At 71.4% G+C, this 18,232-nt stretch carries 23 protein-coding genes; 7 read left to right on the top strand and 16 right to left on the bottom strand.

From position 1 onward, the window contains the following. Nucleotides 1-13: 13 nt before the first annotated feature. Both ACZ42X_RS06525 and ACZ42X_RS06520 read right to left on the bottom strand, forming a co-directional pair. A complete protein-coding gene (locus tag ACZ42X_RS06525; protein WP_468284869.1) occupies nucleotides 14-673 on the bottom strand; it encodes a DUF6230 family protein in 660 nt (219 codons plus the stop codon). A 601-nt stretch (nucleotides 674-1,274) separates the two neighbouring features. Further along, on the bottom strand, nucleotides 1,275-2,249 hold the full coding sequence (locus tag ACZ42X_RS06520; protein WP_468284867.1) for a tetratricopeptide repeat protein: 975 nt from the start codon (nucleotides 2,247-2,249) through the stop codon (nucleotides 1,275-1,277). A 328-nt stretch (nucleotides 2,250-2,577) separates the two neighbouring features. Here ACZ42X_RS06520 and ACZ42X_RS06515 point away from each other — a divergent pair, with 328 nt between their 5' ends. Further along, complete coding sequence (locus ACZ42X_RS06515; RefSeq protein ID WP_468285643.1) at nucleotides 2,578-3,210, top strand: TetR/AcrR family transcriptional regulator; 633 nt, start codon at nucleotides 2,578-2,580, stop codon at nucleotides 3,208-3,210. 20 nt (nucleotides 3,211-3,230) lie between these two features. On the opposite strand, the gene ACZ42X_RS06510 is transcribed toward ACZ42X_RS06515, so the two are convergent. From ACZ42X_RS06510 to ACZ42X_RS06465, 10 genes are all read right to left on the bottom strand, one after another. Further along, nucleotides 3,231-3,722, bottom strand: coding sequence for a GNAT family N-acetyltransferase (locus tag ACZ42X_RS06510; RefSeq protein WP_468285640.1), 492 nt, complete (start codon nucleotides 3,720-3,722; stop codon nucleotides 3,231-3,233). A gap of 2 nt (nucleotides 3,723-3,724) precedes the next feature. Further along, nucleotides 3,725-4,135, bottom strand: a complete 411-nt coding sequence (locus ACZ42X_RS06505; RefSeq protein WP_468284865.1) for a hypothetical protein — start codon at nucleotides 4,133-4,135, stop codon at nucleotides 3,725-3,727. Between the two features lie 20 nt (nucleotides 4,136-4,155). Further along, nucleotides 4,156-5,856 (bottom strand): acyl-CoA mutase large subunit family protein, encoded by a 1,701-nt coding sequence (locus ACZ42X_RS06500; protein ID WP_468284863.1) that lies wholly within the window; start codon nucleotides 5,854-5,856, stop codon nucleotides 4,156-4,158. Nucleotides 5,857-5,931: 75 nt separating this feature from the next. Next, nucleotides 5,932-6,264 (bottom strand): DUF3817 domain-containing protein, encoded by a 333-nt coding sequence (locus ACZ42X_RS06495; protein WP_468284862.1) that lies wholly within the window; start codon nucleotides 6,262-6,264, stop codon nucleotides 5,932-5,934. A 131-nt stretch (nucleotides 6,265-6,395) separates the two neighbouring features. After that, on the bottom strand, nucleotides 6,396-6,905 hold the full coding sequence (locus ACZ42X_RS06490) for a MarR family winged helix-turn-helix transcriptional regulator (protein WP_361418901.1): 510 nt from the start codon (nucleotides 6,903-6,905) through the stop codon (nucleotides 6,396-6,398). Between the two features lie 76 nt (nucleotides 6,906-6,981). After that, nucleotides 6,982-7,587 (bottom strand): TetR/AcrR family transcriptional regulator, encoded by a 606-nt coding sequence (locus tag ACZ42X_RS06485; RefSeq protein ID WP_468285638.1) that lies wholly within the window; start codon nucleotides 7,585-7,587, stop codon nucleotides 6,982-6,984. A 95-nt stretch (nucleotides 7,588-7,682) separates the two neighbouring features. After that, entirely contained in the window at nucleotides 7,683-8,363 is a 681-nt protein-coding gene (locus tag ACZ42X_RS06480; RefSeq protein ID WP_468284860.1) for a DUF4166 domain-containing protein, read from the bottom strand. Continuing rightward, a complete protein-coding gene (locus ACZ42X_RS06475) occupies nucleotides 8,360-9,136 on the bottom strand; it encodes a hypothetical protein (protein ID WP_468284858.1) in 777 nt (258 codons plus the stop codon). Before ACZ42X_RS06475 ends, ACZ42X_RS06480 begins: the two co-directional genes overlap by 4 nt. 128 nt (nucleotides 9,137-9,264) lie before the next feature. Next, on the bottom strand, nucleotides 9,265-9,558 hold the full coding sequence (locus ACZ42X_RS06470) for an MTH1187 family thiamine-binding protein (RefSeq protein ID WP_361418913.1): 294 nt from the start codon (nucleotides 9,556-9,558) through the stop codon (nucleotides 9,265-9,267). Next, nucleotides 9,555-9,902, bottom strand: coding sequence for a DUF3817 domain-containing protein (locus ACZ42X_RS06465; RefSeq protein WP_468285635.1), 348 nt, complete (start codon nucleotides 9,900-9,902; stop codon nucleotides 9,555-9,557). Before ACZ42X_RS06465 ends, ACZ42X_RS06470 begins: the two co-directional genes overlap by 4 nt. 149 nt (nucleotides 9,903-10,051) lie before the next feature. On the opposite strand from ACZ42X_RS06465, the gene ACZ42X_RS06460 reads away from it, so the two are divergent. The 4 genes from ACZ42X_RS06460 to ACZ42X_RS06445 all read left to right on the top strand — a co-directional run bounded on the left by ACZ42X_RS06460 (nucleotide 10,052) and on the right by ACZ42X_RS06445 (nucleotide 12,769). Further along, on the top strand, nucleotides 10,052-10,690 hold the full coding sequence (locus tag ACZ42X_RS06460; RefSeq protein ID WP_468284856.1) for an AIM24 family protein: 639 nt from the start codon (nucleotides 10,052-10,054) through the stop codon (nucleotides 10,688-10,690). Next, on the top strand, nucleotides 10,690-11,340 hold the full coding sequence (locus ACZ42X_RS06455) for an AIM24 family protein (RefSeq protein WP_468284854.1): 651 nt from the start codon (nucleotides 10,690-10,692) through the stop codon (nucleotides 11,338-11,340). The genes ACZ42X_RS06460 and ACZ42X_RS06455 overlap by 1 nt, the downstream gene beginning before the upstream one ends. Nucleotides 11,341-11,354: 14 nt before the next feature. Next, entirely contained in the window at nucleotides 11,355-12,125 is a 771-nt protein-coding gene (locus tag ACZ42X_RS06450; RefSeq protein WP_361419781.1) for an AIM24 family protein, read from the top strand. A gap of 167 nt (nucleotides 12,126-12,292) precedes the next feature. Continuing rightward, nucleotides 12,293-12,769 (top strand): MarR family winged helix-turn-helix transcriptional regulator, encoded by a 477-nt coding sequence (locus tag ACZ42X_RS06445; protein WP_361418922.1) that lies wholly within the window; start codon nucleotides 12,293-12,295, stop codon nucleotides 12,767-12,769. Here the strand turns inward: ACZ42X_RS06445 and ACZ42X_RS06440 are convergent. Both ACZ42X_RS06440 and ACZ42X_RS06435 read right to left on the bottom strand, forming a co-directional pair. After that, nucleotides 12,766-14,151 carry a sensor histidine kinase gene (locus ACZ42X_RS06440; protein ID WP_468285631.1) on the bottom strand — a complete coding sequence of 462 codons (1,386 nt, stop codon included), beginning with the start codon at nucleotides 14,149-14,151 and terminating at the stop codon, nucleotides 12,766-12,768. The two genes, ACZ42X_RS06445 and ACZ42X_RS06440, sit on opposite strands and share 4 nt — an antisense overlap. 5 nt (nucleotides 14,152-14,156) lie before the next feature. Continuing rightward, the gene (locus ACZ42X_RS06435) at nucleotides 14,157-14,816 is read right to left on the bottom strand and encodes a response regulator transcription factor (RefSeq protein ID WP_468284852.1); all 660 of its coding nucleotides are present in this window, start codon (nucleotides 14,814-14,816) and stop codon (nucleotides 14,157-14,159) included. 125 nt (nucleotides 14,817-14,941) lie between these two features. Between ACZ42X_RS06435 and ACZ42X_RS06430 the strand changes: the two genes are divergently transcribed. Next, nucleotides 14,942-15,352, top strand: a complete 411-nt coding sequence (locus ACZ42X_RS06430) for a PepSY domain-containing protein (protein ID WP_468284850.1) — start codon at nucleotides 14,942-14,944, stop codon at nucleotides 15,350-15,352. A gap of 58 nt (nucleotides 15,353-15,410) precedes the next feature. On the opposite strand, the gene meaB is transcribed toward ACZ42X_RS06430, so the two are convergent. Next, nucleotides 15,411-16,367: a methylmalonyl Co-A mutase-associated GTPase MeaB gene (gene meaB / locus ACZ42X_RS06425; protein ID WP_468284848.1), complete on the bottom strand. Its 957-nt coding sequence runs from the start codon at nucleotides 16,365-16,367 to the stop codon at nucleotides 15,411-15,413. Between the two features lie 16 nt (nucleotides 16,368-16,383). Continuing rightward, entirely contained in the window at nucleotides 16,384-17,592 is a 1,209-nt protein-coding gene (locus ACZ42X_RS06420) for an acetyl-CoA C-acetyltransferase (RefSeq protein WP_468284846.1), read from the bottom strand. A 147-nt stretch (nucleotides 17,593-17,739) separates the two neighbouring features. On the opposite strand from ACZ42X_RS06420, the gene mce reads away from it, so the two are divergent. Further along, nucleotides 17,740-18,192: a methylmalonyl-CoA epimerase gene (mce, locus tag ACZ42X_RS06415; RefSeq protein ID WP_468284844.1), complete on the top strand. Its 453-nt coding sequence runs from the start codon at nucleotides 17,740-17,742 to the stop codon at nucleotides 18,190-18,192. Nucleotides 18,193-18,232 lie beyond the last annotated feature (40 nt).

The following is an 18,232-nucleotide window of genomic DNA, read 5'->3' as shown; positions in this document are numbered from 1 at the left end:
CCGGCTGTCGGCGTCAGCCGGAGAAGCACTCCTTGACGCCCTTGTGGAGCTTCAGGCTGAGGTCGGGCAGCTTGAACGTGCCGGCCGTGGTCGCCCACGCCTTCTGCTCGACGTTCTTGAGCTTCGCGACCTTCGCACGCTGGGAGAAGCCGTGCGGGTTCGCCTCGGTGTTGGGCTGGACGCCCGGGTTCGCCAGCGAACCGGCGGCGACGCCGATGTCGATGTTCTCGAACTCGGCGTCCGCGTCCAGCTCGGAGACATCCAGGTAGATGTCCTTGGCGTGGACCTGGTGTTCCTTGTTGCCGGCCAGCGCCTCCTTGCTCGTACCAGCGGTCAGCTGCAGGCTGACGCTCGTACCGAGCAGCGGAATCGGCGTCACGACGGACTGGCACATCTCGGTGATGTGGGCCTCTTTGAAGCCGGACACCGCGACGGGCTCCCAGAAGCCCTTGCCCTCAAGGTCCTTGCCCTTGACGATGCTGCCGTACTGGACGAAGCCGGTGCCCTCAAGGCTCTTCGCCTTGACCTTGAACTCCTGGCCGGAAATGCTGAACGACGCCGCCAGCGCGCCCTGCGCCAGTCCGACGCCGATCGCGGCCGTCGCGGCCACGCTCGGCACCATGACGACGGCGAACCGCTTCCATCTGGTCCCACCACGAACCTGGGACTTCATAGTTCCTCCTTCTCGGACGTACATCTCCGGAAGGGCCGGGGGCCCGTCCTGGGATGGGAGAAGTGCTACGTCCTCGGGAAGGAGAGCGCCCGTGGATCAGGCGCGAGCCGCGTCCGGATCACCGGCGATCACCCCCGAGCGACAACCACTGGCCACGCCTTCGCGCAACCTGATCGGACAGGTCCTGCCGGTGAGGGCGGGAACCCCCCTGTCCGGAGCCGGCGTCATCCGTGTCGTCGCCGGCCCGCTCGGTGGGGACCCAAGACCGCGGCCCGGCGGGTGGCCGGGCTGTACGGAATTGGACCGAGCGTCGCCGATCGTGGTGCATTCCGCGCCGGGGCACAAGGGGCTCGTTACCGACTAGTAACGGGCGGATAACCGTGCCGCGACGGGGCGGCGTCGCGCGGGCACTCAGGGTGCTACCGGCCAGTTCGACAGAAGCTGATATCAGCTGAGAAAGAGGGACATAAGGCTGGCATCGCCTTACTGGAAGTAACAGCGGCCGCGTTTGCCAAGTTTTGGCAAAACGCGGCCGCGTTTTATCACTGTGTCGCCAAATCGGCGGCGGGCGCCGCGCCCTCGGGCGGACGCGCCGGGCGTGTCAGAAGAGCACGCGCGCCAGCGCCGAACGGGCCGCCGTCACCCGCGGGTCGTCCGAGCCGATGACCTCGAAGAGGTCCAGCAGCCGCAGGCGCGCGGTGTCGCGGTCCTCGCCCGCGGTACGGCGCACCGTCTCGATCAGACGGCCGAACGCGTCCTCCACGTGACCGCCGACGAGGTCGAGGTCGGCCGCCGCCATCTGGGCGCGGACGTCCGCCGGGTCGTCCGCGGCGTCCTTGCGGACCTGCTGGGGATCCATGTCCCGGACCCGGCCGAGCAGTTCCGCCTGGGCGAGGCCCAGCTTGGCCTCGGTGTTGTTCGGGTCGTCCACCAGGACGTTCTTGTACGCCTGGATCGCGCCGGCGAAGTCGTTCGCGTCGAGCGCCTGCGCCGCCGCCTCCAGCAGCGCGTCGTACGGGCCCGCCGGCCGCGCCGGAGCGGCGGCCGGTGCGGCGCCCTCGGCGTCCGCGTCGACCGTGAGCCCGGTGAGGCCGAAGCGCTGCTCGGCGACCTGGACCAGCTGGTCCAGGGTCTGGCGGATCTGGGCCTCCGGGGCGGCGCCCTGGAAGAGCGGCAGCGCCTGGCCGGCGACCACCGCGAAGACGGCCGGGATGCCCTGGATCCCGAACTGCTGCATCAGCAGCTGGTTGGCGTCGACGTCGATCTTGGCGAGGAGGAAACGGCCGTTGTACTCGACGGCCAGCCGCTCCAGCAGCGGCCCGAGCTGCTTGCAGGGCTGGCACCACTCGGCCCAGAAGTCGAGGACGACCGGGACCTCGGCGGAGCGCTGGATGACATCGCGCTCGAAACCGGCCTCGTCGACATCGATCACCAGCGCGGACGGGGGTACGGCCCCGGCGCCGCCGTGCCGGGCCGCCTCGGCCCGCGCCTGCTCCGCCTTCGCCTTGGCCTCTCCGGCCGCCTTCACCGCGGCGAGGTCGACGACGCCGCTCATGGACATGTTCCTAGGCTGCATGGGTACATCCTCCCCCCTCCGCGGTCGTAACCGGTAAGCACCGGTGCGTGATGGCGCACTCGGACGCCACCACGGCCGAACCGCGCCGTCCGCAAACCCCTCCGCCGGTCAATGCGGGCGTACGGACGTACGCGATCCTGAACATGTTTTCGGCGCCGGGTCCCCACCGTGGCGCCGGGATGTGGTTGTCGCTGGGGCCGCTCAAGCCTTTCGCTACAGGTCGTAGCGTAACTGCATCGGGCCGGTCCCGCAGGAGTACCCCCCGGTGAACTCGATCACACGCGCGGCACCGGCAGCCGAGACCTACTGGCCGGTATGGTCGGGCGTCATGTGCAGCAGCCCCACCAGTCCTCGCAGCCGTACCGGCCGCCCCCGCAGCGCCGAGGCCGACACCGCGATCCTGGAGGCCACCCGGGCCGCGCTGGTCGAGCTGGGCTGGTCCAAGCTGACGATGAGCGACGTCGCCACCCGCGCCAAGGTCGCCAAGACCACCCTCTACCGCCGCTGGGCGAGCAAGAACGAACTCGTCGTCGACGCCGTCGCCGTCCTCTTCGACGAGCTCGAACTCCCCGACCGCGGAAGCCTCATGGCCGACATCGAGGGTGTGGTCCTGCAGTTCGCCGCGCTCCTGGAGCGGCCGGAGACCAAGACGGCGCTGATGGCCGTCATCGCCGAGTCCACCCGCGACGAGCCGCTGCGCGAGCGTATCCGCACCTCCATCGTCGAGCGCCAGAAGCGGCTCGTCCTGGAGGGCCGCCGCCGCGCGCAGGCCCGCGGCGAACTGCCGTCGGCGCCCGGGCCCGCCCCCGGCACCGACGACCTGATCTTCGACGTCATCGCCGGCGCGGTGGTCCACCGTGCGCTGGTGAGCGCCGAACCCGTCGACGCCGACTGGGTCCAGCGCTTCACCGCGCTCCTGCTCGGAGGGCTCGCGGCGGCCGCCGCCCCCGCCCGGGACTGACGCCCCTCACACCGCTCCGCTCAGAGCGGACGGTGCATGACGTGCAGCCCCACGTACCCCTTCTCGGGGTGGTGGAAGGCCTCCGGCACCGTGCCGACGACGCGGAAGCCGAGCCGCTCGTACAGGCGCACCGCGTGGACGTTCGCCTCCACGACGGCGTTGAACTGCATGCCCCGGAAACCGGCCGCCCGCGCCCACTCCAGCGAGTACTCGACGAGCGCCCGCCCCACGCCCCGCCCGCCGTACGCGGGGTCGGTCATGTAGCTGGCGCTCGCCACGTGGCCGCCGTTGCCCGCCTGGTTGCGGTTCATCTTCGCCGTGCCGACGACCGCTCCGGTCTCGTCGTCGACGGCGACGACCGTACGGTTGGGGGCGGCGAGGAGCCACCAGCCGCGGCCCTCCTCCTCCCCCAGGTCGACGGGGTAGGTGAAGCTGTCGCCCGCGGCGACGATGGTGTGGAAGAAGGGCCAGATGGCGGGCCAGTCGTCCGCGGTGGCTTCCCTGATGGTGATCCTCATCGGCCCAGCATGCCCTTCCCGCGCTTGGTACGGGCCGCCGGGGCCCGTACGAACCTGGCCGGCGGGCCCTCCTCCGCCGGCAGCAGCCCGGCGCGAACGAGGGCGGCGCGGCCCGCCATCTCGCCGGCGTCACGGAAGGCCCGCTCCGAGGAGTCGAGCTCGTGGTGGCGCGCGTGCGTGAGCAGCACGGCGGCGGCCGTGCCGCGCAGGCCCTCGCGGACACCCTCCCAGAGGGCGTCCGCGTACGCGGGCGGCAGCAGCTTCGCCGGGACCAGGTTGAGGAACTCGCTCTTCCCGTCCGGTCCCGGCGGCTCGAAGTCCGCGTCGAACAGCGCGAAGGGGCCGCAGGCCCCCACGTACCAGTAGCGGACGGCCACGCCCGGGACCGGTACGGGGAGGACTGTCATGCGGCGCAGTCTAGGGAGACCTAGAAGCCCGGGGGCTCGGTGTACGTGCCCCACTCGTCGCGCAGGGCGTCGCAGATCTCGCCGAGCGTGGCCTCGGCCCGTACGGCTTCGAGCATGGGCTCGATCATGTTGGCGCCGCCCCGCGCGGCGTCCAGCATGGCGTCCAGCGACGCCCGGACGCGCGCGTCGTCGCGGCGGGCCTTGCGGTCGGCGAGGACCCGGACCTGCTCGCGCTCCACCTCGTGGCTGACCCGCAGGATCTCCAGGTCGCCGGTGACGGAGCCGGTGTGGACGTTGACGCCCACGACCCTCTTGTCGCCCTTCTCCAGGGCCTGCTGGTAGCGGAAGGCGGACTCGGCGATCTCGCCGGTGAACCAGCCGTCCTCGATGCCGCGCAGGATGCCGGAGGTGATGGGGCCGATGGGGTGCTGCCCGTCGGGGTGGGCGCGCAGGCCGCGTTCCTTGATCCGGTCGAAGATCTTCTCGGCGTCGGCCTCGATGCGGTCGGTGAGCTGCTCGACGTACCAGGAACCGCCCAGCGGGTCGGCGACGTTGGCGACGCCGGTCTCCTCCATCAGCACCTGCTGGGTGCGCAGGGCGATCTCGGCGGCCTGCTCGGAGGGGAGGGCGAGGGTCTCGTCGAGGGCGTTGGTGTGCAGCGAGTTGGTCCCGCCGAGCACCGCCGCGAGGGCCTCGACGGCCGTGCGCACGACGTTGTTGTAGGGCTGCTGCGCGGTGAGCGAGACGCCGGCGGTCTGGGTGTGGAACCGCAGCCACTGCGCCTTGTCGGTCTGCGCGCCGTAGACCTCCTTCATCCAGCGGGCCCAGATGCGGCGGGCGGCGCGGAACTTGGCGATCTCCTCGAAGAAGTCGACGTGCGCGTCGAAGAAGAAGGACAGGCCGGGCGCGAAGACGTCGACGTGCAGGCCGCGGGACAGCCCCAGCTCGACGTACCCGAAGCCGTCGGCGAGCGTGTACGCCAGCTCCTGCGCGGCCGTCGCGCCGGCCTCGCGGATGTGGTAGCCGGAGACGGAGAGCGGCTTGTACGCGGGGATGCGGGCGGCGCAGTGCTCCATCAGGTCGCCGATGAGGCGCAGGTGGGGCTCGGGCTGGAAGAGCCACTCCTTCTGCGCGATGTACTCCTTGAAGATGTCCGTCTGGAGGGTGCCGTTGAGGACGGACGGGTCGACGCCCTGCCGCTCGGCGGCGACCAGGTACATGCAGAAGACGGGCACGGCCGGACCGGAGATGGTCATGGACGTGGTGACGTCGCCGAGGGGGATGTCCTTGAAGAGGACCTCCATGTCGGCGGCGGAGTCGATGGCGACGCCGCAGTGGCCGACCTCGCCGAGCGAGCGGGGGTCGTCGGAGTCGCGGCCCATGAGGGTCGGCATGTCGAAGGCGACGGACAGGCCACCGCCGCCGTTGCCGAGGATCATCTTGTAGCGCTCGTTCGTCTGCTCGGCGTTCCCGAACCCGGCGAACTGGCGGATGGTCCAGGTACGGCCCCGGTAGCCCGTCGGGTACAGGCCGCGGGTGAAGGGGTACTCGCCCGGCCATCCGATCCGCTCGAAGCCCTCATAGGTGTCTCCGGGCCGGGGCCCGTAGACCGGCTCGACCGGGTCACCGGAGAGCGTGGTGAAGTCGGCGTCGCGCGTGTGCGCGGCGTCGTAGCGGGCCTGCCAGCGTCGGCGGCCTTCCTCGATGGCGTCAGCGTCCATACCTTCGAATTTACTAGGACGTCCTAGTAAATGTCGATGGCCGACCGCCGCGGGCGTGGCCCGCGGCGGTGGGGCTCAGACCTTGGCGACCGCCGGAGCGGCGTCGGCCAGCAGCGGCTCGACGTCGCGGACGACCTTGCGCTCGACGAAGAAGGCGGCGAAGGGGATGGTGCCGGAGAGCAGGATCCACAGCAGCTTGCCGAACGGCCACTTCGCCTTGGAGCCGAGGTCGAAGGCGAAGATCAGGTAGATGATGTAGAGGACGCCGTGGGTCTGGGAGACCATGAAGGTCACGTCCTCGCCCGTGTCGAACCCGTACTTCGCCACCATGCAGGAACAGAGCAGGAGGAGCATGACGGCAGTGACGTAAGCCATCACGCGGTAGCGGGTCAGCACGCTTTTTCGCATGCCCACGAGCCTACCCGGCTCGAAAATCCCCGCGTCGGCGGGGACCACGCAATCACCCGGTATCGGGTGAGCACTCTCCTCGGACCACCCCCGCGTGTGCGGGGATCAGGCGCGCTGACCCGACCCGCAGCCTACTTCTCCTCGAAGTCGTGCGCCGCGATCCGCAGCGGCCGCAGCATCGCGAAGATCTCCGCGCATTCCTCGGCGTCGTACACGCTCAGCCCGAAGTCCATCGCCATCAGGTCGCGCGTGGCCGCCTCCACCACCTCGCGGCCCTTGTCGGTGATGGAGGCGAGTGTGCCGCGGCCGTCGTTGGGGTTGGGGCGCTTGGCCACCAGGCCGGAGCGGACCAGGCGGTCCACGGTGTTGGTCACGGAGGTCGGGTGGACCATCAGCCGCTCGCCGATCTTGGACATCGGCAGCTCGCCGGCCTTGGAGAAGGTCAGCAGCACCAGCGCCTCGTACCGCGCGAAGGTCAGCCCGTACGGCTTGACGACCGCGTCCACCTCGGCGAGCAGGATCTGATGGGCGCGCATGATCGAGGTGATCGCGGCCATCGAGGGGACGGGGCCCCAGCGCTGCTGCCAGAGTTCGTCGGCGCGGGCGATGGGGTCGAACGGGAGACTGAGCGGCTTGGGCACGTCACCGACCTTACCGAGTGGTCACATGCTGGTCAGCCCCGTCTCGCTTTTCGGTCGACCTTGCTCCGGCCCGCGGTCACCGGGCGGTACGGCGCAGCCGGTGCCGCACCGCGCGCTGGGCGAGCGGGCCGAGCTCCTCCAGGGCGGCGGCCAGCGCGGCGAGCTGCTCCAGCGCGCCGAGGGCGCGTGCGGCGCCCTCCGCGTCGACGCCCTCGTACAGCTCCAGGCCGATGAAGGAGGCGGCGACGGCGCGGGCGAGCCCCGCCGAGTCGGTGAACTCGGCGATCGGCGTCCCCGCCAGCACGCGGACGAGGACCTGCTCGATCTCGTCGATCCAGAGGTCCAGCCCGGCGGCGGTGGCCGGTGCCAGGCGCGGCTGGGCCTGGGCGCCGGCGAGCAGCTGCCCCAGGAAGGCGACGTTGCCGGCGGCCCGTTCCTCGGCGTGCATCTCGCGCCCGCAGTCGAGGAGCTCCGCGAGCGTGGAGACGCCGCGGAGGCGGTCGCGGTGGCGGGCGACGCGCTGCTCGGCGCCGTGGCGGCAGGCGGCGGCGAGGAGTTCGTCGACGGAGCCGAAGTGGTAGAAGACGAGGGCCTGGTTGACGCCGGCGGCCGCGGCGATGGAGCGGGCGGAGGTCTTGGCGATGCCCTGCTCGGCGAGCGTGCGCAGCGCGCCTTCCAGCAGCTTGACCTTGGTGTCCTGCCCCTTGGCGTCCCGGCCATTACGGTCCTGGCCCTTGGCGTCCCGGCCCTGGGTGTCCCGGCCCTTGGTGTCCTGGCTCACGCCCGTATCTCCTCCCGCACCGGGCGCAGCCCGGCCCGCACCCCGTGTGAGCGTACGTCGGTGTACGCGGCCGTGAAGGACCCCTCGTAGCCGAAGAGCGGCCCGAAGCGGCGGTTGGCGACCCGGACCTGGATGCGGAAGCGGCCCGTCGCCTCGTCGTACGACTCGCGCACCTCGGCGTCACCGCCGATCAGCTCCGGTACGCGGACGTCCACGGGCCCCTCACGGAAGCGGTGCTCGCCCGAGCGGATGAGCAGGGAGCCGTCGGGCTCGGCGGTGAAGCGCAGGTCGCTGGCGAGGTGCTGGTGGGTGCCGAGGTAGTCGAGGACGCAGTCGCGCTCGCCGCTGTACACCATCGTGGCATCGAAGCGCCGGGGCCCGCCGGGCAGCGCGAAGGTCCGTACGAAGGTGACCGTCTCGCGGCCGTGGGAGTCGGTGTAGGGGACGTTCTCGATGGTGAAGGGGATGTCGCGGCCGGTGTGCGGGATCAGGATGTTGCGCGTCCCGCCGAGCGCGAGGAACGGCTTGACGAAGGCGCGGCCGTGCCAGATCCGGTCCATCACGCCGTGGCCGGTGCAGGCTTCGCCGCTGTCGAGGCCGACCGAGAAGCGCCGCCGCAGCTGCGGGTGGAGGCGGTCGAAGTCGGCGCCCATGGCGCGGGCGAAGATCGAGGTCACGAGGGGTGCTCCAGTGTGGCGAGGAGGCGGGGCGCCGCGCTCCGTGGGGGTGGGGTGCGCAGGCAGCGGCGGGCGGCCGGGGTGCGTGGCGACGGCGGCACGAGCAGGGCGACGGCGGTGAGCGCGAGGGCGCAGAGGGCGGCCACCAGGCCACCGCCCCCGGCACCCAGGCCACCGCCCCCGGACATCGGGCCACCGCCCCCGGCACCCGGGGCGAGGCCCGCCGACACCCCCGCGGCGCCCGCGAGGATGGCCGCGGTCCGGACCGCCACCTCCGCGAGCGCGTACGCGAGTGAGCGGGCCGGGCTGATGCCGCGCTCGCACCACAGGCGGAGCCGGTCGAAGGACCAGGCGGTGGCCCAGCCCATCAGGGGCCGGAACACCAGCCGGTCGGCGAGCGCACCGAAGCGGCCCCAGCGTGGCCGGTAGTCGTAGCCGGTGAGGAAGCGGATGCCGTCGGGGGTCGGTATGTACCGCCAGTAGCCGCTGCCCTCGGCGAGCAGGGAGAGCGGGTGCGGGGAGGAGAACCGCAGGGCGGAGACCCGCTCGCCGCCGGCCCGGTGGCGCTCCCCCGCGGAGACACCGGTGCCGGCGACGGTCAGGAAGGGCAGCACCCGGGTGGCGTACCGGAACCGCTGCGGCGCGCCGGGCGCGGAAGGCAGCGGGGTGATCTCCGTGAAACGGAGGTCCCACCGCTGGTGCCGGGCCGGGTCCTGGGTGCGTTCCCAGAGCACGTCCAGGTCCGTGCGGATGCGCGCTTCCACGTACAGCACAGCGTTCTCCCCCCGGGGCCACTCTTTGAGCGGCCGCTCAAAAAGAACCTAACAGCATTTGAGCAGTCGCTCAATCAGGGGGCGTGAAAAACCCCGGTCCACGTGGACCGGGGTTCGCACCGAGACGCTCAGGCGGACAGGTGCCGCTCCACCGTCTCGACCTTCGCGGTCAGGCCGTCCGTCACGCCGGGGCGTACGTCGGCCTTGAGGACGAGCGAGACACGCGGCGCGCGCGCCTCGACGGCGGCGACGGCGCGCTTGACGACGTCCATGACCTCGTCCCACTCGCCCTCGATGGAGGTGAACATCGCGTCGGTACGGTTCGGCAGGCCGGATTCACGGACGACGCGGACGGCGTCGGCGACGTACTCGCCGACCTCCTCGCCGACGCCGAGCGGGGTGACGGAGAAGGCGACGATCATGCGGCGTCCACCGCGCCCTTGCGGCGGGCGCGGGAGGCGATGACCGCGTCGTCTGCGGCGCGCTTGAGCTTGCGGTCGGCGAAGAAGCCGCCGAAGGGCAGCACCGACAGGACGAAGTAGAGGGCGGCGGTCTGCAGCTCCCACTTGGTGCGGTTCCAGGCGTCGAGCCAGAAGAGCACGTACAGGATGAAGAGCACGCCGTGGATCGCACCCATCACCGGGACCGCGTTGAACTCCGTCGTGCGCTTGAGCACCGAGCACACGAGCAGCAGGAGGAACGAGACGGCCTCCGGACCGGAGACCAGTCGGAGGCGGTGGAGGGAGGAGGCGGTCTTGATGTCCACGGGCAGCACCTTCGTCGTCATCGATCTTGTGAATCGACTCACAAGCGGGTTCGCCCCATTGTGCCAGGCGACTTTGCCTGCGCTTTATCAGGGTCGGGATCCTCCCCAGGGCCCTGTCCGCGCCTTGGACCACCGGTTACCGTCATGGCGTGGCAACGTTCCGACTCCAAGGCAGCAAGGTGCTCGCCGTCGACCTGACCGGTGACGCCGTCAAAGCGAAGAACGGCTCGATGGTCGCGTACGACGGCCAGATGGCCTTCAAGAAGATGTCCGGCGGTGGTGAGGGCCTGCGCGGCATGGTCACCCGCCGGCTCACCGGCGAACAGATGGAGATGATGGAGGTGAAGGGGCAGGGCACCTGCTTCTTCGCCGACCGCGCCTCCGAGATCAACCTCGTGCGGCTCCAGGGCGACAAGCTCTACGTCGAGTCCAGCAACCTGCTGTGCGCGGACGCCGGGCTGCGCACCGGGACCAGCTTCACCGGGCTGCGGGGCGGGGCCACCGGCACCGGGCTGTTCACGACGACCGTCGAGGGCTCGGGCCAGGCGGCGATCATGTCGGACGGCCCGGCGGTCGTGCTCCGCGTGACGCCGCAGTACCCGCTGTCCGTGGACCCCGGCGCGTACATCGCGCACCAGGGCAACGTGCAGCAGAGCTTCCAGTCCGGTGTGACGTTCCGCACGTTCCTGGGCGAGGGCGGCGGCGAGGCGTTCCAGATCCGCTTCGAGGGCGACGGGTTGGTCTACGTGCAGCCGAGCGAGCGCAACACCGTGGGGGGCGAGATCTGATGCCGTTCCGCGAGATCAACGCGAAGATGGTCGAGGCGACGATCGCGCCGGGCCAGAAGATGTTCAGCCAGCGCGGCGCGATGCTCGCGTACCGCGGTGACGTCACTTTCACGCCGAACATGGCCGGCGGCCAGGGCGGCCTGATGTCGATGATCGGCCGCCGCGTGGCCGGTGAGGCCACTCCCCTCATGACGGTGGAGGGCAGCGGCACGGTGATGTTCGGGCACGGCGGCCACCACATCCAGGTGATCCGGCTGTCCGGCGAGACGCTGTACGTGGAGGCCGACCGGCTCCTCGCCTTCGACGGGACCCTGGAGCAGGGCACGATGTTCATGGGCGCACAGGGCGGCGTCATGGGCATGGTGCGCGGCCAGGTCACCGGGCAGGGCCTGTTCACCACCACCCTCAAGGGCCACGGCGCGGTCGCCGTGATGGCCCACGGCGGGGTCATCGAACTGCCGATCGACCCGTCCCGCCCGGTGCACGTCGACCCGCAGGCGTACGTGGCCCACCGCGGCGACGTGCGCAACAAGCTCTCCACCGCGCTGGGCTGGCGCGACATGGTGGGGCGCGGCTCGGGCGAGGCGTTCCAGCTGGAGCTGAGCGGCAACGGAGTGGTGTACGTCCAGGCGTCGGAGGAGAAGCTGTGAGCAGCGCACTTGTCATGCACGACCCCTCGACCCTGCCGAGCGACGACAACGTCAATCCGTACACCTTCTGTGTGGAGCTGAAGGGCTCCCAGTGGTTCCTGCAGAAGGGCAAGATGATCGCCTACTACGGGCGCATCGACTTCAACGGCATCGGTCACGGCCGTCTCGACCGGCTCGTGCGCACCTCCTTCCACTCGCCGCTCCACGCGAGCGACTGGGTGGTGGCGGAGGGCAGCGGCAAGATGCTGCTGGCGGACCGGGCCTTCGACGTGAACTCGTACGACCTGGACGAGGGCAACCTCACCATCCGGGCCGGCAACCTCCTGGCCTTCCAGCCGAGCCTCGCCCTGAAGCAGTCGATCGTGCCGGGGTTCCTCACCCTCATCGGCACGGGGAAGTTCGTGGCGGCGTCGAACGGGCCGGTGGTCTTCATGGAGCCGCCGCTGCGCGTGGACCCGCAGGCGCTGGTCGGCTGGGCGGACTGCCCGTCGCCCTGCCACCACTACGACCACGGCTACATGAGCGGGGTCATGGGCGGGCTGCGGCAGCTGACGGGGATCGGCGGGGCGTCCGGCGAGGAGCACCAGTTCGAGTTCGTGGGGGCCGGCACGGTGCTGCTGCAGTCCTCGGAAGCGCTGATGGCGGAGCAGGCGACCGGGGCGGTGCCCCATGAGCCGGGGGTTCCGGGCGGCGGCGGAACGCATGGATCCGGCCACGGTCAGCACGGGTCCGTACCGCGCCTTCCCGGTCAGCTGGGGGACCTCCAGCGTCGCTTCGGGCTGTGAGCGGTAGTCTGCGGAGTGTGACGCCCTCGAACGTCTGCACCCTTGGCACCCGTGGCACCCCCTGTCACGGGACCGCCACCCAGCCGTCGAGGACGGGGGGCCGGAGAAGCCCGGCGTCACTGACCCTCATTTCGTCCAGCATTCAACTTCTTAGGTAGAATCCATACATGGAGACCGAGACGGCCATCCCCTGGCTGACCGATGCCGAGCAGCAGGCCTGGCGTACGTATCTGGACGTCAACAGGCTGCTGACGTACCAGTTGGAGAAGGACCTCCAGCCGTTCGGCCTGACCATCAACGACTACGAGATCCTGGTGAACCTCTCGGAGTCCCTCGAACGGCGCATGCGGATGAGTGACCTGGCGGCGGCGACGCTCCAGTCCAAGAGCCGCCTCTCCCACCAGATCACCCGCATGGAGAACGCGGGCCTGGTCCGCCGGGAGAACTGCGAGTCGGACCGGCGCGGGCTGTACGCGGTCCTCACCGACCAGGGCATGGAGACCATGCGGAAGGTCGCGCCGCACCACGTCGAGTCGGTGCGCAAGCACTTCATCGACCTGCTCAACCCGGACGCGCTGGAGCAGCTCCACGCCTCCCTGCACCCCATCGCGGAACAGCTGCGCGGTCTGCGCGGCAAGCCCTAACGGGCACCGGGCAGCCGCAGTTCGAACAGCGCTCCGCCGGAGGGGGACCGGCGGACCGCGAGGGTGCCGCCGTGCCCGGCGGCGACGTCCCGGGCGATGGCGAGGCCGAGTCCCGCGCCGCCCTCGTCGCGGCTGCGGGCGTCGTCCAGCCGGACGAACCGCTCGAAGATCCGCTCCCGCTCGCCCTCCGGCACACCCGCCCCGTCGTCCTCGACGGCCAGGACGACCTCGCGCCCCTCGGACCGTACGGTCACGGCCACCTGTGTGGCCGCGTGCCGCTGGGCGTTGTCCAGAAGGTTGCCCAGCACGCGCGCCAGCTGTCCGCGCGACCCGTCGACCGCCGCGCCCTCCGGCGCCGCCGCCACCCGCACCGGTACCCGGTCGCCGCCGCGCCGCGCGACCTCCTCCCGTACGAGCTCGGCCAGGTCGAGGCGCGTCCGCCCCGGCCGCTCCCCCGCGTCCAGGCGCGCCAGCAGCAACAGGTCCGCCGCCAGCTGCTGGAGCCGTACGGTGTCGGCGACGGCGCCCGGCACGTCCAGCAGCCCCGGGTGGGCCGCGCCCACCTCCAGCTGGGTGCGCAGGCTGGCGATGGGGCTGCGCAGCTCGTGCGAGGCGTCCGCGACGAACCGCCGCTGCCGCTCCACGCTCGCCTCCAGGGCGGCCAGCGTCTCGTTGGTCGTCCGGGCCAGCCGGGCGACCTCGTCGTGCGTGGACGGCTCGGGCACCCGGCGCGACAGGTCCTCGGAGGCCGTGATCGCCGCCATCTCCCGGCGGATGCCCTCCACGGGCTTGAGCGCCCGCCGGGTGACCAGCCACGTCACGCCTCCGACGACGAGCAGCAGGCCCGGGAGGGCGGCGAGCATCGCGCCGCGTACGCCCGCGACCGTCGCCGACGTGGTCGCCAGCGGGGCGCCCGCGTACACGGTGGCCTCGCCCTGGGGGCCGGACGCCTGCACGGCGGCGAAGCGGTAGGTGGCCGTCTCGCCGTCCACGGTGACGTCGCCGGTCGAGTACGCGGCCTCGTCGGAGACCTCGCCGGCCTCCGTCTCGCCCTCCCCGTCCGCCGGGGGGACGGCCCGGGTCGCCGTGCTCGCCGTCCCGCCGATGGCCTGGATGTCCTCGCCGATGGCGACCACGCGGCCGTCCTCGTCGACGACTTGGACCGGGTGCTCCTCGGTGTCGTCGGGCAGGTCCAGCCGGCCGAGGGGCGTGCCCCCGGCGATCTGGGCGGCGACGGACCGCGCGGAGACCTCGGCCTGGAGCCCGGCCTGGTCGACGAGGTGGGAACGGAGGACGGCCAGCAGCGTCACCCCGGCGACGACGAGCGCGACCGCGACGACGAGCGTGGCGCCCAGGGCCGTACGGGCGCGCACGGAGCGCAGGAGGTTCACCGCTCCTCCAGCCGGTAGCCGGCGCCGCGCACCGTCGTGATGAGCTCCGGGCCCAGCTTGCGGCGCAGGGCGCTGACGTACACCTCGACGATGTTCGGATCGCCCTCGTACGCGAAGTCCCAGACGTGTTCCAGGATCTCCGCCTTCGACACCACCTCGCCCGGCCGGGTCGCGAGCTGCTCCAGCACGGCGAACTCCTTCGCCGTCAGGCCCACCTCCGTCCCGTCCAGGCGTACGCGGTGGCTCGCGGTGTCCACGGTGAGCGGCCCGGCCCGCAGCACGGGCGACGCGGTGCGGCCGCGCCGCCGGAGCAGGGCCTTCACCCGGGCCACGAGCACGACGTACGAGAACGGCTTGGTCAGGTAGTCGTCGGCGCCGGTGTCCAGCCCCTCGGCCTCGTCGTACTCGCCGTCCTTGGCGGTCAGCATCAGGATCGGCACGTCGTGCCCGGCGGCGCGCAGGGCGGCGCAGACGCGGTAGCCGTTCATGCCCGGGAGCATGATGTCGAGGACGACGAGGTCGTACGAACCGGTGCCGGCGCGGTGCAGCCCTTCGAGTCCGTCGTGCACGACGTCGACGGCGAACCCTTCGGCGCGCAGTCCGGCGGCGAGGGACAGGGCGAGCCGCTTCTCGTCCTCCACGATCAACAGGCGCATGGGTTCAGGGTCGCAAACGGAAGCTGAAGAAGGCTTCAGGCGGCTTCAGGCTGCGTTCAGCCGCCGGGGCGCAGGGTGGTTGCCGTACCGCAGGAATCACCGACCCACCCATGGGAGGCCACTCCATGAAGCGCAACCTGATCATCGCGACCGTCACCGCGGCGGCCCTGCTGACGGGCGGCACGGCGGCGGCGTTCGCCGCGTCGACGGACGAGGAGGCCCCGAAGGCGAAGCACACCGCGACGCAGGTGGTCACGGACGACCACGATGACGACGACGCCTCGGAAGACATCCTGAAGGCGTCGAAGGTCACGGCCGAGCAGGCCCTGAAGTCGGTGGCGGGCCACGGGACGGTGGTCTCGCTGGACCTGGAGAAGGACGGCTGGGACGTCGAGCTGCTGACCAAGGACGGCAAGGTCCAGGAGTGGACGGTCGACGCGACGACGGCGAAGGCCACGCAGGACAAGGACGACGACCAGGACCAGGCCGACGACCACGACGACGACCAGGACCAGGGCCAGGGTCAGGACGACTGACGCGCCCCGCGCCCGGCGCACGGCGAGGCCCCGCGACGGGGCCTCGCCGCGTCGGCGGTCAGTTGCCCGTCAGGCCCGCCACCAGTTCGTCGGCGGCCGCGTACGGGTCGAGGCCGCCCGTCACGATGCGTTCGGCAAGGGCGTCCAGGCGGCGGTCGCCGTGGAGGTCCCCGATGCGTTCGCGCAGGGCCGTGACGGCGATGGTCTCGACCTCGTGCGCCGCCCGCGCCCGGCGGCGCTCCGCGAGGACGCCCCGCTCCTCCATCCAGGCGCGGTGCTTCTCCAGGGCCTCGACGACCTCGTCGACGCCCTCGCCCCGCGCCGCCACCGTCTTGACGATGGGCGGGCGCCAGTCGCCGGGCCCGCGGGACTCGCCGAGCCCGAGCATGTGGTTCAGCTCGCGCGCCGTGGCGTCGGCGCCGTCGCGGTCGGCCTTGTTGACGACGTACACGTCGCCGATCTCCAGGATGCCCGCCTTCGCCGCCTGGATCCCGTCGCCCATCCCGGGGGCGAGGAGCACGACCGAGGTGTCGGCCTGGGAGGCGATCTCCACCTCCGACTGGCCCACGCCCACGGTCTCCACCAGCACCACGTCGCACCCGGCCGCGTCCAGGACGCGGATGGCCTGCGGGGCGGCCCACGCGAGGCCGCCGAGGTGCCCGCGCGTGGCCATGGAGCGGATGTAGACGCCCGGGTCCGACGCGTGCTCGGACATCCGCACCCGGTCGCCGAGGAGCGCGCCGCCGCTGAAGGGCGACGAGGGGTCGACGGCGAGGACGCCGACCCGCTTCCCGGCCCGCCGGTACGCGGAGACCAGCGCCGACGTCGAGGTCGACTTGCCGACACCGGGCGAGCCGGTCAGGCCGACGACGTACGCCCGGCCCGTCAGCGGGGCCAGCGCCGCCATCACCTCACGGAGCTGCGGGGACGCCCCCTCCACGAGCGAGATCAGCCGGGCCACGGCGCGCGGCCGGCCCTCCCGTGCCTGGGCCACCAGTGCGGGGACGTCCACCATCACTTACACAACTCCCTTACTTGCCGTTGCCGGGAACGCGGAGGATCAGGGCGTCGCCCTGGCCGCCGCCACCGCACAGCGCCGCGGCGCCGATCCCGCCGCCGCGGCGCTTGAGCTCCAGCGCCAGGTGCAGGGCGAGACGGGCACCGGACATGCCGATGGGGTGCCCGAGGGCGATCGCGCCACCATTGACGTTCACCTTTTCGGGCGTCACCCCGAGGTCCTTCATTGACTGGACGGCGACCGCCGCGAACGCCTCGTTGATCTCGATCAGGTCCAGGTCCGACACCTCCAGCCCCTCCTTCTTCAGGGCGTGGGCGATGGCGTTGGACGGCTGGGACTGGAGCGAGTTGTCCGGCCCGGCCACGTTGCCGTGGGCGCCGATCTCGGCGATCCACTCCAGGCCGAGCTCCTCGGCCTTGGCCTTGCTCATCACGACGACGGCGGCGGCGCCGTCGGAGATCTGCGAGGAGGAGCCGGCCGTGATGGTGCCGTCCTTGGCGAAGGCCGGGCGGAGCTTGCCGAGCGACTCGGCCGTGGTCTCGGGGCGGATGCCCTCGTCCTTGGAGAAGATCACCGGGTCGCCCTTGCGCTGCGGGATCTCGACGGGCGTGATCTCGGCCTCGAAGACACCGTTCTTCTGCGCGGCTGCGGCGCGCTGGTGGGAGAGGGCGGCGATCTCGTCCTGGGCCTCACGGGGGATGGCGAGGCGCGTGTTGTGCTTCTCGGTGGACTCGCCCATGGCGATGCCCTCGAAGGAGTCGGTGAGGCCGTCGTACGCCATGGCGTCGAGCATCTCGATCGCGCCGTACTTGTAGCCCTCGCGGGACTTGGGCAGCAGGTGCGGCGCGTTGGTCATGGACTCCTGGCCGCCGGCGACGATCACGTCGAACTCGCCGGCGCGGATCAGCTGGTCGGCGAGCGCGATGGCGTCGAGCCCGGAGAGGCACACCTTGTTGATGGTGAGCGCCGGGACGTTCATCGGGATGCCGGCCTTGACGGCGGCCTGCCGGGCGGGGATCTGGCCGGCGCCGGCCTGGAGCACCTGCCCCATGATCACGTACTGCACCTGGTCGCCGCCGATCCCGGCACGGTCCAGCGCGGCCTTGATGGCGAAGCCGCCGAGGTCCGCGCCCGAGAAGGACTTCAGGGAGCCGAGCAGGCGGCCCATGGGCGTGCGTGCGCCCGCGACGATGACTGAGGTGGTACCGGTCGTTCCAGACATGAGGCACGATCCCCTTCCAGCACGGGGGCTGAGGAGTGAACGAGGGTTTACTGCCAATGTACTGAGCGGTACGGGCCCGGTCACCGGGCAGTCGGTGTGATCGCGCGCACGTTGCGTAACCACCTCCTTCGGCGCTCCACTGGTCCCATGCTGACGCGAATCGACCACATCGGGATCGCCTGTTTCGACCTCGACAAGACCGTCGAGTTCTACCGTGACACGTACGGTTTCGAGGTCTTCCACACCGAGGTCAACGAAGAGCAGGGTGTGCGCGAGGCCATGCTCAAGATCAACGAGACGTCCGACGGCGGCGCCTCCTACCTGCAGCTGCTGGAGCCGACCCGCGAGGACTCGGCCGTCGGGAAGTGGCTGGCCAAGAACGGCGAGGGCGTCCACCACATCGCCTTCGGCACGGCGGACGTGGACGGCGACGCCGCGGCGATCCGGGAGAAGGGGGTGCGGGTGCTGTACGACGAGCCGCGCATCGGCTCCATGGGGTCGCGGATCACGTTCCTGCACCCCAAGGACTGCCACGGGGTCCTGACCGAACTCGTCACATCGGCGAAGCCGTCCTCTGACCAGTCCTCAACGGAGCACTGACCTCCGGATTCCCGGCCCGGTAGAGTGGGCGGCTCCGGGC

It is taken from the genome of Streptomyces sp. NPDC030862, from assembly GCF_055571835.1.
This window is presented reverse-complemented; position numbering and strand designations above follow the sequence as displayed.

What these genes read in the sequence shown, in the direction of transcription:
- ACZ42X_RS06515 (WP_468285643.1), top strand. Translation starts at nt 2,578, where the DNA reads ATGTGCAGCAGCCCCACCAGTCCTCGCAGCCGTACCGGCCGCCCCCGC.
- ACZ42X_RS06520 (WP_468284867.1), bottom strand. Translation starts at nt 2,249, where the DNA reads ATGCAGCCTAGGAACATGTCCATGAGCGGCGTCGTCGACCTCGCCGCG.
- meaB (WP_468284848.1), bottom strand. Translation starts at nt 16,367, where the DNA reads ATGGTGGACGTCCCCGCACTGGTGGCCCAGGCACGGGAGGGCCGGCCG.
- ACZ42X_RS06445 (WP_361418922.1), top strand. Translation starts at nt 12,293, where the DNA reads ATGGAGACCGAGACGGCCATCCCCTGGCTGACCGATGCCGAGCAGCAG.
- ACZ42X_RS06450 (WP_361419781.1), top strand. Translation starts at nt 11,355, where the DNA reads ATGCACGACCCCTCGACCCTGCCGAGCGACGACAACGTCAATCCGTAC.
- mce (WP_468284844.1), top strand. Translation starts at nt 17,740, where the DNA reads ATGCTGACGCGAATCGACCACATCGGGATCGCCTGTTTCGACCTCGAC.
- ACZ42X_RS06505 (WP_468284865.1), bottom strand. Translation starts at nt 4,135, where the DNA reads ATGACAGTCCTCCCCGTACCGGTCCCGGGCGTGGCCGTCCGCTACTGG.
- ACZ42X_RS06495 (WP_468284862.1), bottom strand. Translation starts at nt 6,264, where the DNA reads ATGCGAAAAAGCGTGCTGACCCGCTACCGCGTGATGGCTTACGTCACT.
- ACZ42X_RS06435 (WP_468284852.1), bottom strand. Translation starts at nt 14,816, where the DNA reads ATGCGCCTGTTGATCGTGGAGGACGAGAAGCGGCTCGCCCTGTCCCTC.
- ACZ42X_RS06430 (WP_468284850.1), top strand. Translation starts at nt 14,942, where the DNA reads ATGAAGCGCAACCTGATCATCGCGACCGTCACCGCGGCGGCCCTGCTG.
- ACZ42X_RS06455 (WP_468284854.1), top strand. Translation starts at nt 10,690, where the DNA reads ATGCCGTTCCGCGAGATCAACGCGAAGATGGTCGAGGCGACGATCGCG.
- ACZ42X_RS06500 (WP_468284863.1), bottom strand. Translation starts at nt 5,856, where the DNA reads ATGGACGCTGACGCCATCGAGGAAGGCCGCCGACGCTGGCAGGCCCGC.
- ACZ42X_RS06470 (WP_361418913.1), bottom strand. Translation starts at nt 9,558, where the DNA reads ATGATCGTCGCCTTCTCCGTCACCCCGCTCGGCGTCGGCGAGGAGGTC.
- ACZ42X_RS06420 (WP_468284846.1), bottom strand. Translation starts at nt 17,592, where the DNA reads ATGTCTGGAACGACCGGTACCACCTCAGTCATCGTCGCGGGCGCACGC.
- ACZ42X_RS06525 (WP_468284869.1), bottom strand. Translation starts at nt 673, where the DNA reads ATGAAGTCCCAGGTTCGTGGTGGGACCAGATGGAAGCGGTTCGCCGTC.